The following is a 14,534-nucleotide window of genomic DNA, read 5'->3' on the forward strand; positions in this document are numbered from 1 at the left end:
TCAGAAACCGGATATATGCCTGCAATTACCGATTTTACGTCTTACTGAAAAACATCTTGTTCAACCGGGTGCGTCCATATATGCGGCAGCCAAGCCTACATGGATGTATCTACGGCGACCCGGCGTTCTGCCCGTAACGGTAGCCCCGGTCACGGACCCCACCGCGACCAGCCCCGTAATGAGCATCATCGGCTTCCACCAGGCTACGGCCGAATAAACCGCACATAAATAAACCGCACGATATAAAACTCCACCGCACCCAGCAGCAAAAACCATAAACAAAACACCAGCGTATAAAGCTGACCAATATCTTCCAGATGGAACATCTCCACCAGCCTGCGGGTCAGCGCCAGGCCAAACCACGGGGCGGGCAGCAGCAGCGCGGAAAGAAAACCGAACATCAGCGTGCTCAGCGGCATTAAAAAGGTTTCAAACGGACTTTTCATCATCATTCCGGCGTGTAAACAGTTGCGCTATTTTCAGCGATCCCTCCCGCAGGTTCAATCCTTAAACCGCCAGCGCTAACGGCAGCTGCTCGTGCAGCCAGGCAATAAAACTGCTGCGCTTTTCCGACGGGCTGAGATCCTGGCGCCACAGCAGATGGATCGGGCGGCTGGCCTGCTGCCACTGTTGCAGTACCGGCACCAGCCTGCCCGCGGCAATGTCTTCCGCCAGCAGGATTTCCGGCTGTAGCACCAGCCCGGCTCCGGCCAATGCGGCTTGGCGCAGCGCCTGGCCGTCGTTACAGATAAAGCTGCTGTCCGCAGGCCAGAACACATCGCCCAGCTGCCAGGCATTGCTCTTATTCCACGCCATATTGGCCAGGCAGCGATGCTGATACAGCGCCTCCGGGGTCTGCGGCGTGCCGTGCTGTGCCAGATACTCCGGCGCGGCGCACACCACCATACGGTAATCACCGATTTTTTTTGCCACCAGCGGTTCAGCCGGATTGAGGTTGCCAATACGAATAGCAAAGTCGAACCCCTGGCCGATGAGATCGACAAAGCTGTCGCTGAGATCCAGCTCGATCCGTACCTGCGGATAGTTCAATTGATAGCGGGCAACCAGGGTGGCGATCGCCGCCGATCCCAGATTGAGCGGTGCGCTGATCCGCAGCAGCCCCGACGGCGTACGTTTCATATTCTCTACCGTATCTTCCGCCAGCCGCAGCTGAGCCAGCGCGGCTTTGCACTGCTGATAGTAGCTTTCCCCGGCTTCGGTCAGATGCTGTCGGCGGGTATTACGCTGGAGCAGGCGGCTGTCGAGCAGCTCCTCCAGCTGACGCACGTGTTTGCCGACCATCACGGCGCTGATATCCAGGCGGCGTGCAGCCTCGGTGAAATTGCCGCTTTCCACCGCGCAGATAAAGGCCTCGATGCTGCTTAATTTGTCCATGATTACAAACCTGTGGTTCGGAGTTATCGAAAGTATGGTCCGTTTATCCACCTCTGACACTGCTTCATGATGGGGTAACCGTTATTTACAGAGGAAATGCGATGAAAATTTTAGTGATTGGGGCGTCAGGCACCGTCGGCCAGGGCATCGTTAACGAGCTGAGCCGTGATAATCAGGTTATCCGCGTAGGGAAAACCCGGGGTGATTATCAGGTGGATTTAACCAGCGAAGAGAGCGTTCGCGCGCTGTTTGCCCAAACCGGTAACGTGGATGCGGTGATCTCCGCCACCGGCGGCGTGCACTTCGGCCCGCTATCAGAGATGACCAGCGAACAGTTTAACAGCGGCCTGCAGGACAAGCTGTTGGGCCAGGTACGGCTGGTGCTGATTGGCAAAGAGTTTGTCAATCCGGGCGGGTCGTTCACCCTGACCACCGGCATCCTGGCGCAGCAGCCGATCCGTACCGGTGTGAATGCGACGGCGGTAAATACCGCGCTGGAAGGGTTTGTGTTTGCCGCTGCGAACGAGCTTTCGGGCCTGCGGATTAATGCTGTCAGCCCAACGGTGCTGACGGAAGCGCTGGACAGCTACGGGCCATTCTTCCCCGGTTTTGAAAGTGCACCCGCCAGCCGCGTGGCGCTGGCCTATCGCCGCAGCGTGGATGGTGTGGAGACCGGTAAGGTTTATCGCGTCTGGTAGCCGGAAATTATTTTGGGGAAATGATGCGGTAAAGTGCTGAAAATTTCCCCAACCCCTTCGCGGTTATATATCCCCACGCTCTGTGTAACACGGTAATTCTTTTAGAGTTTCCCGCCGTCATTTACGCGCCAAAATAGCATCCGTTAAAAAGTATAGCCGATGCTATACTCAAATCCATGATTTTGTTGTCTTTTTTTCTGGCGATTCGCGTGATAGGATGCGCTTCACTTGAACGGACCAGTGGTTATTTTTCCTACATAACCTGGGGTTTTAACGATTTGGAACGCACCCGACGCTTCAAACCGGGATAAATACAATGAACCTATACGCAACTCTGATTCTGGCTTTTGCCATGTCGATGGACGCCTTCGCCGCGGCCATTGGTAAAGGTGCAAGCCTGCATCGCCCAAGCCTGAAAGAAGCCCTGCGCACCGGTCTGATCTTCGGTGTGATTGAAGCGCTGACGCCGCTGGTCGGCTGGGCTATCGGCCTTGCCGCCAGCAAGTACGTGATGGCGTGGGACCACTGGGTAGCGTTTGGTTTACTGCTGATCCTCGGCGGACGAATGATCGTTGAGGGGATACGTAAAAAAGAGTGCCGGCCGGAAGAAGCCCCGCAGAGCCACGGTTTCTGGCTGCTGGCCTGTACTGCCGTTGCGACCAGTCTGGATGCGATGGCCGTTGGCGTCGGGCTGGCATTTTTGCAGGTCAACATTGTCACCACCGCGCTGGCAATCGGCGCTTCCACCATGATTATGGCGACTCTCGGCATCCTGCTGGGGCGTTTCCTTGGCCCGGTGATGGGCAAATGGGCGGAAATTTTTGGTGGTGTAGTGCTGATCGGCATCGGCTGTAGTATTTTGTTCGAACATCTGGGCAAATAAGCAGAAGGCACGCCCGGTCACTTGCGCGGGGCGGCTATGGCATTATCGGTAGTAGACTGGAACACCCGGAATAATATTGAGTGCTCGCACCTCACCGCCAGCAACGCGGCTTTTCCGCTGCATACCCACGAAGAATATGCGATCAGCGCCAACCTTAGCGGCGTAGAAAAACTCTTTCTGAATCGAAAAAACCTGTCGGTCCTCGCCGGGGATATCACCGTTTATAATCCTGGAACGCTACAGTCGTCAGAGTTTGGCGGGCAGCCGGTCGAGTTTTTCAGCGTTCATTTACCGGCGGCTGTTTTTGCCGATCTGGCGGATCGTCCACTGCCGATCCTGCATGAAGGCGTTCTGCGCGATCCGCAGCTGTTTGATGCGATCTGCCATTTCGTTCGTTCTCCTGACGACGATCAGGTTCAGCAGCAAAACCTGCTGTGGCTGACCAGCCGGCTGCTGCATCACAGCAGCGAGAAGGATGTTGCACTGGCTCCTGCATCCGTAGGACGTGCCCTGGAACATATGCGCGATAATCTGACGCAGAAACTGACACTGGATGAGCTGGCGGTAACCTGCGGGTTGAGTAAGTATCACTTTGTCCGCCAGTTCCGTCAGGAGATGGGCGTGGCACCGCTGCAGTATCATATGCAGCTGCGTCTGCTGGCGGCACGTAATTTGTTACGGCACCGCAGCAGCGCATTAGATGTGGCCCATCAGCTGGGTTTTTACGATCAAAGCCACTTTATTAACAGCTTTCGCAAGATGCTGGGCATCACCCCGCACCACTATCTGCGTATGCTCAGCCGATAAACTCGCGATAGCCCGAAAGGATGACGTATCCGGCGAAGTAGCAGAAAATCACTGCCGAAGCGATATACGACCAGCGTAACATCTTCGTACCGAGCATACGCCCACCGATGCTGCCCACTGCGCACAGGGCTATCGTCCACATCACGCCCGCGAGGAAAAAGCCGGAAAGGAACCAAGCCGATGCCGCCGTACTGCCGGTACCCATTCGTGAAATCAGTGCGCCTCCCACGGCGGCAAACCACAGGATCGCCGAAGGAGACGACATCGCGAGGAATATTCCCCGCAGGAAATTCTGCCGAGGGCTGAGTGCTTCGCCAATGTCACCCGCACTCAGTGTTGCGGCGGGTTGCAGCGCGCTTTGCACCATTTTCCACGCAAACCACAGCAGGATCAGCGAACCGCCAATCCACAGCACCCAGCGCACACTGGTGAACTGGAGCAGTACCGCCATTCCGGCCATGGCGAGGATCGCATAGATCAGATCGCCGATGCAGGTGCCGATCCCCAGCCAAAAGCCGTGAAAAAATCCGCGCTGCATGGCCAGGGTGATCATCGCGATATTGGCGATGCCGATATCAAGGCACAGGGAAAGACTCAGTAAAAAACCATTAGAAAAGGGCATAGCATTGGCATCCGTTAAGCGTAGTGTGGCGATTATCGACACATGCAGCGCAGATATATTGGAAAAAATTGCGCAGCGCCGGACAATTTTCCTGGCATAAACATGTAAGCCAGCAGATTGTCGCTTTGCGGCATACCTCACTGTTTTTGGCCATCAAAGCCCAGTTTTTGTGATCTGCTTCAAAAAATCTTGCCTGGAAAAGCACCGTTCGTTATAATTTGTGGTGTATTTTTCAACAATATTTGTCACAGGCAATCATGAAAAAATTCTTCCGCAACGTGTTTCGTTCCTATGTAAATACCTTCAAACACGTTCCGCCGGGCGCGGTTCGCTAAACCCGCCGAGCTTACACCCTCGATAACCGCGGTCAGGGACTGGACCGATGGTTATCACTTATTCCCGCTGTTCCCATTCTTTATCTATCGAAAAAAACGTGCCAGCAGCACGGTGATATGCAATTCTGTGGGTTATGAAAATGACCCCGCTGTTCCTCACCGTGACCACCACTACCACCACGACCGCTTCTGGCGGGGCGAGGTCGGTTTGCGTGCCTGAGAAATAGCAAATCCGCTTCATCCCGCCGGTTTCCGACGGGGTTCTGTGTTTCTCCGTCGTGGCCGGTTAACGGTAATCAAGGAGAAATACCATGCCCGATGCGTCCGCACTGTTAGTGATAGATATGCAGGCAGGTTTGCTGCATGCCCCACAGCCCCCTCACCAAAAAGAGCAGCTGATTACCCATACCGTCGGGCTGATCCATGCCGCCCGCGCGGCACAAAGCCCGGTATTTTTTGCCCGACACACCGGGCCGGAAGGATCGCCAATCGCGGCAGGCAGCCCGCTGTGGCAGCTGGCGGATGAACTGCCTCTTGAGGCGGGCGACAGGTACTTTAATAAAACCCGCCCCAGCTGTTTTTTCAATACGTCGCTGCTGGCAGAACTACAGCAGGCGCAGGTGAAGCGGCTGGTGATTGTGGGCATGAAAACCGACTACTGCGTGGATACCACCTGTAGGGCGGCGGCGGATTTGGGATTTGACGTGGTGCTGGTGAGCGATGCGCACAGCACTACCGATAACGCGGTGCTCAGCGCGGCGCAGATCGTCGCTCATCACAATGCGACGCTGGCGGGGCCGTTTGTCACCCTGCTGGCAACGGATGACGTCATTTTTTAACGCCAGGTAAAAGGGGCAGCCATCGTTGATGGCTGCCCCTTCAGGCAACAGATTTGGAAACCTGGTTCGCTAGCGACAGGGAATCCGACCCGTTAGTGATTACTCGAAATCAACCCAGGTCGCGCCCGCGTCGGCGGACTCAACGCAGCGCTCAACCCACTGCACGCCCGTCACACCGGCGTGAACGTCCGGATACCAGAAGTTCTCCAGCAGTGCTTTATCACCACGGTCGCTGGCATCCATCGCCACCGCGAAGCGGCGGTAAAGGTTAGACCAGGCTTCGAACAGCCCTTCCGGATGGCCGCCGCCGATGCGGTCTTCTTCCAGCGCGCGTGGAGCCAGGTAGCCCATGCCGCGTTCCAGAATTTGTACCGGCTCGCCCTGCACTTCATAGCGCAGCTGGTTAGGCTGTTCGTCCCACCACTCCAGGCTGGCTTTCGATCCGATCACGCGGATCTTCTGGCCGTGCATCGATCCGCAGTTCACCGCAGAGCACCACAGCGATCCCACCGCACCGTTATCGTATTCCATCAGCACAAAGGCGTTATCTTCCAGCGGCGCGCGGGTTTTCACAAAGCTCTGGCGCGAACACATCAGGCGTTTAATTTTCAGCTCTGGCAGCATAGTTTCCGCCAGGAACAGTGGGTGAGTCGCGAGGTCGCCCAGCACGTAGCTTGGCCCAACAAATTTCGGGTCCACGCGCCAGCGGGTGCTCGGGTTCGCCAGCTCCACGGCTTCGTTGTGGAAACCGTGGGAGAACGACATATTCACAATGCGGATCTCGCCCAGCAGCCCTTCGGCGATCATGCTGCGCGCCTGCTGAATCAGCTGGTGGCCGGAGTAGCCGTAGGTGACGCCGATAATTTTGCTCTTCGCTTCGCTCAGCGCCGCCAGCTCTTTGGCTTCTTCGGTGGTAAAGCACAGCGGCTTTTCACACACCACGTGCAGGCCTGCTTCCAGCGCCGCCTTGCAGATGGCGAAGTGGGTGTTGTTCGGCGTGGCGATCGATACCGCTTCAATACCGTCAGCGCGCTCTGCTTCCTGCTGGAACAGGGTCTGATAGTCCGGGTAGCAGCGGTCGCCCGCCACGCCCAGGCTGGCACCGAAGGCGCGTCCGCGCTCGGCATCAATATCAAATGCACCGGCCAGCAGGGTAAAGGTGTTATCGCGCAGCGCCGCTGAACGATGGATATAGCCGATCTGGCTGGTGCCGCCGCCGCCAACCATGCCCCAGCGAAGGGAGCGATCGAGAGGTTTAATGCCGTTAATCATCTGGTGTTCCTCAATTAAAATCCAACGGAGTTCAGGTAGCGCAGGCTTTCGGTCACATCGTGCAGGCTGCCGTCGGCATTGCGCGGGTCGCGCTCCTGTTCAATGGTGATCCAGCCCTGATAGTTACGCTCGGCCAGGAAGGCACGCACGGCCGGATAGTCGATAGCGCCTTTACCAATCGGGCACATCACGCCTTCCGCACAGGCGCTAAAGAAGTCCACTTCGCGGGCGATAACATCGCGGAATACGGTGTCGTTAACGTCTTTAAAGTGGATGTAGTCGATGCGATCGAAGTAGCGGCCAAGCCAGGTAATCGGGTCCATATCGGAGTAGTAGAGGTGGCCGGTATCCAGACACAGACCGGCTACGCTGTGCGGAATATCCTGCACCAGCTGTTCGATCTCGTCGGCGTACTCAATGCAGCCACCGGCATGCGGATGAATAACCGGGCGCACGCCGTACTCCTGCGCAATGCGGCTGATTTCGGTGATGTGCGACATCATGCGCTGCCAGTCGCTGTCGGACAGGCGCGGGGCTTTGTGGTACTGCCCGGCCAGCCGTGCGCGTTCGGCGTTGCCGAAATCAATAATCACCAGATACGGTGAGGGGAAGTTATCACCGTGGGTTTTGGTCGCGGTCGGCACTTTTGACAGGTTACGGCAGATGTTGTGCGTCAGCTCAATCATCGCCGGGAAGTTCTCTTCGCTGACCAGGTCGTCAAAAATGGTTCCGGCAACCAGCGACAGGCCGTACTGATTCAGTTTCTCGGTCAGGACCTGCGGGTCAGTCGGCAGATAGGTCCACGGCCCCAGTTCGATGCTCTTATAACCGGCCTGGGCGGCTTCTTTCAGCACTTTCTCATACGGCGGAAGATGCGGGTTTTTCGGGTCGTCCACGCCCCAGCTGCAGGGTGCATTAGAAATATGAATGGTCATTTCGGTGTCCTTTAAATCAATGAGTGACTGTTTTGCTTTCGCGTTGAGTGGTTTCAAAGCGTTCCAGAATCAGGGCTTCCATTTTTTCCAGCGAAACGCCTTTGGTCTCCGGCAGCAGCGCCTTAACGAACCACCAGGAGGCCAGCGAGCACACCGCGAACAGCAGCAGCGGGAAACCGCCGTGGAAGTTATCGTTGAGGTAGGCGCTCTGGTTCATCATCGGGAAGGACTGACTGACAAAGAAGTTGCCTGCCCACATGGCGCAGATAGAAAAGCCCATACCGGCTCCGCGCAGGCGGGTCGGGAAGATTTCGCCGATCACCGTCCACACCACCTGTCCCCAGGTGCCGCCGAACAGGAACATAAAGCCGAACAGGCCCAGCACGGAGATCACGCCGGTCATCCCGCTGTAGAAGGTCCAGAAGGTGAACAGCAGGCAAACGGTGGAGCCGAGTGAACCGATCAGCAGCAGCGAACGGCGGCCCATCTTATCGATCAGCATCATGCCAACGATCACGCCAGCGAACTGCAGCACCGCCAGCCAGATGGTCATAAACATTGCTTCCTGCATGTTGTGGGTGACGTTCATCAGCAGCGTCGGGCCAAAGTACTGAATGACGTTGATGCCGGTCAGCTGGTTGAAGATGGCCAGACCCACACCAATGACCAGGAAAATGGCCGTTTTGCGGTTAAAGCTGACGCGTTCGCGGTTCACTTCGCTGCTGGCGGAAAGCTGGAGTGAGGTCTGAATTTCACCCATCAGGCGCTTCGCGTGCTCTTCCGAAGAGATGCGGGTCAGGGTTTTCATCGCCGCTTCGTTGCGGCCGACCATGATATTCCAGCGCGGGGATTCCGGGATAAAACCAACGAACAGGAAGAACAGCACGCAGGGTACGAAGGCCGCACCCAGCATCCAGCGCCAGCCGTAGGCGTTCAGCCACTCCGGATCGGCATTTTTCGCAATCAGATAGTTGGTCAGCAGCACCAGCACCTGGCCGCCTACGCAGCAGATCATGTGCATGGTCATCGCGCGGCCGCGGTAATCCTTGGGCGCCACTTCCGCGATATAGATCGGCGAAATAACCGACGCCAGGCCGATGCCCAGCCCGCCGATAATGCGGAACACCACGAAGGTGGTGAAGTTTGGCGCCAGCGCAGTACCGGCAACCGACACCACAAACAGAATCGCGGTGATAATTAACATTGATTTGCGGCCGTAGCGGTCCGCCAGTTTACCGGCGATCAGGCAGCCAATGACGCAGCCGATAATGACGTTAGAGACGGCCCAGCCGGTTTCCGCCGGGGAAAGCTGGTAGTGATGGGTGATAGGTTCGATAGCGCCGGAGATGACCGAAGAGTCATAGCCGAACAGCAGCCCGCCGAGTGCGGCAACCGCGCAGATGGCCATCACGTAGGCCATATTGTGTTTTGGTGTTTGCAGAGGCACGGAACAATCCTTCATGTTTTAATTTGAAGGAAGTATCAAACGAATGTTCCATTATCAGCAATGATAGAATGTTTATTTTTTGATGGCGATCGCACTATTAATGATAGATTTTTTTGATAAAAATCTATCATTTTCACATTATCAGCGGGTTAAACGGCGAACGACAGCGGCGATTTAAACCTGAAAAAGTCGTTTTGCCGTTTACACATTCTCTTTGGTAATCAGCTCAAAACTGCTGTGAAGTGAAATGAAATTTCCATGCGCCTCGGAATTTGCCTGCAGCATGGCTTCCACCACGGAACCGGCCAGCTCTTCAAGGCGGTGTGACACCATAATATCAAGGGTGCCGTCGATCAGCGCCAGCTGCGCATCCTGTAGAGGGCCATGGCAGATAAGGGTGATCTCATCCTTCTTGCCGCTGTCGCGCAGGGCATTGACCACGCCTTCAACCCCGCCGCAGGGGGCATAAATCACCGACAGATCGGGATGGCTCTGGATCAGCTGCGTGGTCGCGTGATAGCCCTGCTCGACGTTTTCAAAGCTGGTGACCGGCTCCAGCACGGTATGCCCGGTGGCGTGTTCGCGCAGGTACGAGCGGAAGCTGATTTCGCAGGTTTCCTGACAGAGAAAACGGTTATCACCGATGATCACCCCAACTTTGCCCGGTGGGCCGCTCAGGCGCTGGACGATCCAGGCGGCGGTGCGGCCCGCTTTGCGGTTATCCAGGCCGATGTAGCCGGTGTGATCGCAGGGAGAGAGGTCAGAAAGCAGCGTAAAGACTTTCACCCCTTTTTTTGCGGCTTTCTGTACCGCGCGCCGTACCAGCGCATTGTCCAGCGCGATCAGCACCAGCGTATTCACGCGATTGCTCATTTCATCAATGCTGGCGGCGGCAGCTTCAACTGCGTGGATGTCGTGGAAAACAAACTCCACCCGGGTGCCGGGCTGGCAGTGCGGCGAGGCCTGCTTTTCCAGCGAACGGGCAAAGGTATCGTAGAAGGAGTAGTCGCGCGACAGCAGGATCACGCCGATGCGCAGCGCTCCGCCGCTACCGGAAGTACCGTCTGCGGCGGCGTCGGCCAGAAACTCCGGTGAAAAACGATAACCGAGGCGCGTTGCGGCCTGAACCACGCGATTTTCCGTCTCGGCGCGCACGGGAGCCCGCCGGTTGAGTACCCGGTCTACGGTGGCGACCCCGACTCCGGCTTCGCGGGCGATATCGGTGAGCGTGGTTTTTTTCATCGAAAGTTCCAACTGAATCTGAATGAGGAAAAACTATCATAAATCCCGCAGGGACAGGGAGATAAGATGCTAAAGATATGACAGCGCTCAGATTATATTTTTTAACAATCCGTTGATAACGCATAAAAATTTCATTTTCATGTTCTTCGCGCTGCCTCTCGATCCAGGCGTTTTCTGCGCTTTTTTACTTTATCCTTGAAGATTAGTTTTATCTGAGCGTCATCATTTTATGGTATTTTACAGGCAACATACCGTGCGGTATCTTTCTTGTATTAATCTGTAAATTTAAATGAAACAGCTAATTGAATCAGATATACCTCAGAATACGGGGCCGGATAAAACGGCCTATAACCGAAAAAAACAGCCCGAGCAGGTGCGAAACGCCCTGATTGAATCTGCCGCTGCGCTGGCCGTTAGCCGGGGGCTGAACGGTATCACCGTGCAGGCGGTCGCCCAGGCCGCCGGTGTGACCAAAGGCGGCTTCTTTCACCATTTTCCCCACAAGCAGGCACTGCTGGACGCCATGTTTGATGCCTTTCTTGCGGAAAGCGAGCGGGAGATTGATCGACTGATTGCTGAGGATAGTCAGGAATCGGGCTGCTTTAGCCGTGCCTATGTCATCGTGGCCTTTAATGAAATCCAGCAGGGCTTAAACAGCATGCGGGTACCGCTGTCGCTGTCGATGATGGCTTCTCCGGCGCTGTGTCAGCGCTGGTCTGCGTGGCTGAAAGGACGGCTTGAACGCCATCGGCGTACGGACAGTTTGCCGCTGCATCAGATGGTGCGGCTGGCTGCGGACGGTGCCTGGCTTGCCCAGTCGCTGGTGCGCGGCGATACCATCCGCGATATGCAGGTGCTGCGCGACGATTTGTTGGCGCTTATCAGGGAGAGTGATAAAGAGTGAAAACCACATTTAAGCAGGAAGTTGTGCATCAGCTGCTGCGCTGGCTGGAAGGCAATATCCATACGCCGCTGACCATTAACGACTTCGTTGAGAAGTCGGGCTACTCGAAATGGCACCTGCAGCGTATTTTTAAAGAGGTCACCGGGCAAAAACTGGCCTCCTACTGCCGACAGCGCAGGCTGACCTCCAGCGCGGTGATGCTGCGGCTGTTCGACAAGCAGATTGATTCGGTGGGCAGCGAGCACGGTTTTTCCAGCCATAATGTTTACCATAAAACCTTTAAGCGCCACTTTAACGTTACGCCAGCTCAATACCGCGATGCGCCGCACTGGTCGTGCGAGGGGCTTTGCCCACCGATCAATCTGACCACAATGAACGTGCCGGAAGGTGAGCTGGTTGAGCTGGATGGATTGCATTTGAGCGGCTGTGTGAACAACTACGCCTTTACGCTGGACACCATTGTTGATTTTTCCTGGCGCGAGCGCGACAGCTTCTGGCAGCGGCGGCTTAATGCGCTGGCCGAACAGCCGGATATGCTTTACGGGCTGATTAACGTCATTCGGGGCGGACCGCGAACGGGCGATCGTGCCACGTTGCAGTATCTGACGTGCCTGGAACAGGATACCTGTGCGACCGATGCGGCGCAGATGCAGATTAGCATCGAAAAACAGCCCTATCTGAAGTTCAGCTATCGGGGTGATGAGCGTCTTTACAGCACGTTTATTGATCTGATTTATCAGCATGCGCTGCCGACAGTCGGAGCCGTGCGCCGTGATGGCTATGATGTTGAACGCATCGATCGTCGGGAACCACTGGAGGGCAGGATGGTGGTGGTAGATTATTTTGTGCCGGTGCTGGCCGAAAATTACAGCATGCCCGTTCCCTGAGTGTCAGGGTTCGGGCACTGCCGTTACTGCGATAAGACGCCTTATTTGATCAGCTGAGCTGTCATATGCACGCCGTTGTTGCTGTTGGCTTCAATGATGCGGTAAGACGTACCGGCCTGCTGAGCCTGGGCGGCAATTTTCGCTTCAGCGCTGTCGATAGTTGCACCGGTTGCGGTCACGGTCTGAGCGAAGCTGCCGAAAGAAACTACGGACAGGGCGATAACTACAGCAAAAGTTTTGATAGATTTCATGGTGTCATTCCTTCAGTTGTTTTGTTTGTGTAAGGCGGTGTGCCTTCGTTGAAAACAATGATAGGCCGATGGAAGACATTGCGATAGCGGAGTGATTTGCTTATCTTTGTCAAAAAAATTGATGCATTAATCCGGGCCACATACGGCAAGGCAGCCCCGATGGTTTTACTTCATATACGAACGAATCACCGCCACAATCTGCTCTAAATCCTGCTCGCGCTGAGCAGCTTCACTTTGCTCATCGAGCAGATGTACACGAATATGCCCTTCCAGCACTTCCGCCATTAATCCATTCACCGCACCGCGAACGGCGGCGATCTGCTGCAAAATATCGATACAGGGCGTCTCCGCCAGCAGGGCTTTTTCCAGCGCGTCTGCCTGGCCGCGAATGCGGCGTACGCGGGTCAGAAGTTTCTTTTGTCCGGCAATTGTGTGTGACATCGCTGCTTCCATCTTGTGGGTTAGTATACTGGGGTATAGTATATTTACGGTGTTCTTCTCCCTATGATAGCTTCTCCGAGGCAAAAAAATGATGGATTTTACTGCGCTGTTGCAGCAGGGGGCCGGCAACGTCTGGCTGTTTATTCCCGGTGCTATTCTGTTAGGCGCACTGCACGGGCTGGAGCCCGGACACTCCAAAACGATGATGGCGGCGTTTATTATTGCGGTGCGAGGGACGGTCAAACAGGCGGTGTTGCTGGGACTGGCAGCGACGATTTCCCACACGCTGGTGGTGTGGGCGATTGCGCTGGGCGGCATGATGCTCAGCCGTCGCTTTGATGCGGCAACGACAGAGCCGTGGTTCCAGCTGGCATCCGGGGTGATTATTCTGGCCACCGCAGCATGGATGTTCTGGCGCATCCGCCGCGAAAGCCAGCACGCTCACGATCATCATCACGGGCACAGTCATTCCCATGACCACGCACACGATCATCATCACGGGTACAGTCATTCTCATGACCATGACCACAGCCATAAGCATGGGCATCATCATCAGCCTGATAGCCACCATCATGCCGACTCCGCTCGCCAAAGCCTGCCGCATGTATATCGGCCCGTTCAGGTGCAGGGGCAGATCCTCAGCGCCCGTTACGCTCCCTACCATCACGACCGTCATACGCATGAACATAATGACCACCGACATGAACATGCATCCGGGCATCATCACGGCGAGGCTGTTCACTCCACGCAGTGGGCACTGACGCTGCCGCGTATCGATCTGCGCAGCGAGGAATATCAGGACGCCCATGCGCGTGCCCATGCCAGCGATATCCAGCGCCGTTTCGCCAATCGCAACGTGACCACCGGACAGATCGTACTGTTTGGCTTAACCGGCGGGCTGATCCCCTGTCCGGCGGCGATCACCGTGCTGCTGCTGTGTATTCAGATGAAAGCGCTGTCGTTGGGGGCGCTGCTGGTTTTCTGCTTCAGTATCGGCCTGGCACTGACGCTGGTGACGGTTGGCGTGGTGGCGGCGATGAGTATGCGGCAGGCGACGAAGCGCTGGAGCGGATTCAATACGCTGGCGCAGCGGGCACCCTGGTTCAGCAGTGCGCTGATTGCGCTGGTGGGGATTTATATGGGGATACACGGCTGGATGGGCATTACGGGCAGCTGAAATACAGCATGCCCGTCCCCTGATGGTCAGGGTTCGGGCACTGCCGGTACTAAGGTAAGACGTCTTATTTGACCAGCTCTGCAGTCATATGCACAACGTTGTTGCTGTTGGCTTCGATGATGCGGTAAGAGGTGCCTGCCTGCTGAGCCTGAGCGGCAATTTTCGCTTCAGCGCTGTCGATGGTTGAACCGGTCGCGGTAACGGTCTGAGCGAAGCTGCCGAAAGAAACTACGGACAGGGCGATAACTGCAGCAAAAGTTTTGATAGATTTCATGGTGTCATTCCTTCAGTTGTTTTGTATGTGTAAGGCGGTATGCCTTCGTTGAAAACAATGATAGGCCGATGGAAGGCATTGCGATAGCGGAGTGATTTGCTGATCTTTGTCAAAAAAATTGATTG

General features: G+C 55.9%; 19 protein-coding genes. 9 read left to right on the forward strand and 10 right to left on the reverse strand.

Features of this window, described 5'->3' with window-relative positions:
- Nucleotides 1-217 (forward strand): hypothetical protein (locus IBT47_RS27160; RefSeq protein WP_234472110.1); only part of this gene is annotated, 217 nt, incomplete at its 5' end.
- Here the strand turns inward: IBT47_RS27160 and IBT47_RS25655 are convergent.
- Nucleotides 204-446, reverse strand: coding sequence for a DUF1158 family protein (locus IBT47_RS25655; RefSeq protein WP_105593615.1), 243 nt, complete (start codon nt 444-446; stop codon nt 204-206). The two genes, IBT47_RS27160 and IBT47_RS25655, sit on opposite strands and share 14 nt — an antisense overlap.
- 61 nt (nt 447-507) lie before the next feature.
- Complete coding sequence (locus IBT47_RS25660; protein WP_200563957.1) at nt 508-1,395, reverse strand: LysR family transcriptional regulator; 888 nt, start codon at nt 1,393-1,395, stop codon at nt 508-510.
- 101 nt (nt 1,396-1,496) lie between these two features.
- Between IBT47_RS25660 and IBT47_RS25665 the strand changes: the two genes are divergently transcribed.
- The 3 genes from IBT47_RS25665 to IBT47_RS25675 all read left to right on the forward strand — a co-directional run bounded on the left by IBT47_RS25665 (nt 1,497) and on the right by IBT47_RS25675 (nt 3,783).
- Entirely contained in the window at nt 1,497-2,093 is a 597-nt protein-coding gene (locus IBT47_RS25665) for a short chain dehydrogenase (RefSeq protein WP_200563960.1), read from the forward strand.
- 316 nt (nt 2,094-2,409) lie between these two features.
- Nucleotides 2,410-2,976: a manganese efflux pump MntP gene (gene mntP / locus IBT47_RS25670; RefSeq protein WP_105593612.1), complete on the forward strand. Its 567-nt coding sequence runs from the start codon at nt 2,410-2,412 to the stop codon at nt 2,974-2,976.
- A 36-nt stretch (nt 2,977-3,012) separates the two neighbouring features.
- Nucleotides 3,013-3,783 carry an AraC family transcriptional regulator gene (locus IBT47_RS25675; RefSeq protein ID WP_200563962.1) on the forward strand — a complete coding sequence of 257 codons (771 nt, stop codon included), beginning with the start codon at nt 3,013-3,015 and terminating at the stop codon, nt 3,781-3,783.
- Here the strand turns inward: IBT47_RS25675 and IBT47_RS25680 are convergent.
- Nucleotides 3,773-4,405 (reverse strand): LysE family translocator, encoded by a 633-nt coding sequence (locus IBT47_RS25680; protein WP_200563965.1) that lies wholly within the window; start codon nt 4,403-4,405, stop codon nt 3,773-3,775. The two genes, IBT47_RS25675 and IBT47_RS25680, sit on opposite strands and share 11 nt — an antisense overlap.
- Nucleotides 4,406-4,662: 257 nt before the next feature.
- Between IBT47_RS25680 and azuC the strand changes: the two genes are divergently transcribed.
- Together azuC and IBT47_RS25690 are read left to right on the forward strand one after the other, a co-directional pair.
- Nucleotides 4,663-4,740 (forward strand): stress response protein AzuC, encoded by a 78-nt coding sequence (gene azuC, locus IBT47_RS27410; protein ID WP_370347978.1) that lies wholly within the window; start codon nt 4,663-4,665, stop codon nt 4,738-4,740.
- 311 nt (nt 4,741-5,051) lie between these two features.
- On the forward strand, nt 5,052-5,579 hold the full coding sequence (locus IBT47_RS25690) for a cysteine hydrolase family protein (RefSeq protein ID WP_200563968.1): 528 nt from the start codon (nt 5,052-5,054) through the stop codon (nt 5,577-5,579).
- Between the two features lie 99 nt (nt 5,580-5,678).
- On the opposite strand, the gene IBT47_RS25695 is transcribed toward IBT47_RS25690, so the two are convergent.
- The 4 genes from IBT47_RS25695 to IBT47_RS25710 form a co-directional block, all read right to left on the reverse strand.
- Nucleotides 5,679-6,851: a Gfo/Idh/MocA family protein gene (locus IBT47_RS25695; RefSeq protein ID WP_105593607.1), complete on the reverse strand. Its 1,173-nt coding sequence runs from the start codon at nt 6,849-6,851 to the stop codon at nt 5,679-5,681.
- 14 nt (nt 6,852-6,865) lie between these two features.
- On the reverse strand, nt 6,866-7,786 hold the full coding sequence (locus tag IBT47_RS25700) for a TIM barrel protein (RefSeq protein ID WP_200563971.1): 921 nt from the start codon (nt 7,784-7,786) through the stop codon (nt 6,866-6,868).
- A 16-nt stretch (nt 7,787-7,802) separates the two neighbouring features.
- A complete protein-coding gene (locus IBT47_RS25705) occupies nt 7,803-9,233 on the reverse strand; it encodes a sugar porter family MFS transporter (RefSeq protein WP_264546359.1) in 1,431 nt (476 codons plus the stop codon).
- A gap of 201 nt (nt 9,234-9,434) precedes the next feature.
- Nucleotides 9,435-10,475 carry a LacI family DNA-binding transcriptional regulator gene (locus tag IBT47_RS25710; protein ID WP_200547956.1) on the reverse strand — a complete coding sequence of 347 codons (1,041 nt, stop codon included), beginning with the start codon at nt 10,473-10,475 and terminating at the stop codon, nt 9,435-9,437.
- Between the two features lie 289 nt (nt 10,476-10,764).
- Here IBT47_RS25710 and IBT47_RS25715 point away from each other — a divergent pair, with 289 nt between their 5' ends.
- The gene (locus IBT47_RS25715; RefSeq protein WP_200563976.1) at nt 10,765-11,379 is read left to right on the forward strand and encodes a TetR/AcrR family transcriptional regulator; all 615 of its coding nucleotides are present in this window, start codon (nt 10,765-10,767) and stop codon (nt 11,377-11,379) included.
- The gene (locus IBT47_RS25720; protein WP_105593602.1) at nt 11,376-12,266 is read left to right on the forward strand and encodes a helix-turn-helix domain-containing protein; all 891 of its coding nucleotides are present in this window, start codon (nt 11,376-11,378) and stop codon (nt 12,264-12,266) included. Before IBT47_RS25715 ends, IBT47_RS25720 begins: the two co-directional genes overlap by 4 nt.
- Nucleotides 12,267-12,307: 41 nt before the next feature.
- Here IBT47_RS25720 and IBT47_RS25725 read toward each other — a convergent pair whose 3' ends face one another.
- Both IBT47_RS25725 and IBT47_RS25730 read right to left on the reverse strand, forming a co-directional pair.
- Nucleotides 12,308-12,517 (reverse strand): YdgH/BhsA/McbA-like domain containing protein, encoded by a 210-nt coding sequence (locus IBT47_RS25725; protein WP_200563979.1) that lies wholly within the window; start codon nt 12,515-12,517, stop codon nt 12,308-12,310.
- A 165-nt stretch (nt 12,518-12,682) separates the two neighbouring features.
- Entirely contained in the window at nt 12,683-12,958 is a 276-nt protein-coding gene (locus IBT47_RS25730) for a metal/formaldehyde-sensitive transcriptional repressor (protein ID WP_200563981.1), read from the reverse strand.
- A gap of 88 nt (nt 12,959-13,046) precedes the next feature.
- Here IBT47_RS25730 and IBT47_RS25735 point away from each other — a divergent pair, with 88 nt between their 5' ends.
- Nucleotides 13,047-14,135, forward strand: a complete 1,089-nt coding sequence (locus IBT47_RS25735) for a nickel/cobalt efflux transporter (protein WP_200563983.1) — start codon at nt 13,047-13,049, stop codon at nt 14,133-14,135.
- Between the two features lie 64 nt (nt 14,136-14,199).
- Here IBT47_RS25735 and IBT47_RS25740 read toward each other — a convergent pair whose 3' ends face one another.
- Nucleotides 14,200-14,409: a YdgH/BhsA/McbA-like domain containing protein gene (locus IBT47_RS25740; RefSeq protein WP_200563986.1), complete on the reverse strand. Its 210-nt coding sequence runs from the start codon at nt 14,407-14,409 to the stop codon at nt 14,200-14,202.
- Nucleotides 14,410-14,534: the final 125 nt, after the last annotated feature.

This window comes from Erwinia sp. S43 (assembly GCF_016624745.1).
In the GTDB taxonomy this organism is placed as follows: Bacteria; Pseudomonadota; Gammaproteobacteria; order Enterobacterales; family Enterobacteriaceae; genus Erwinia; species Erwinia coffeiphila.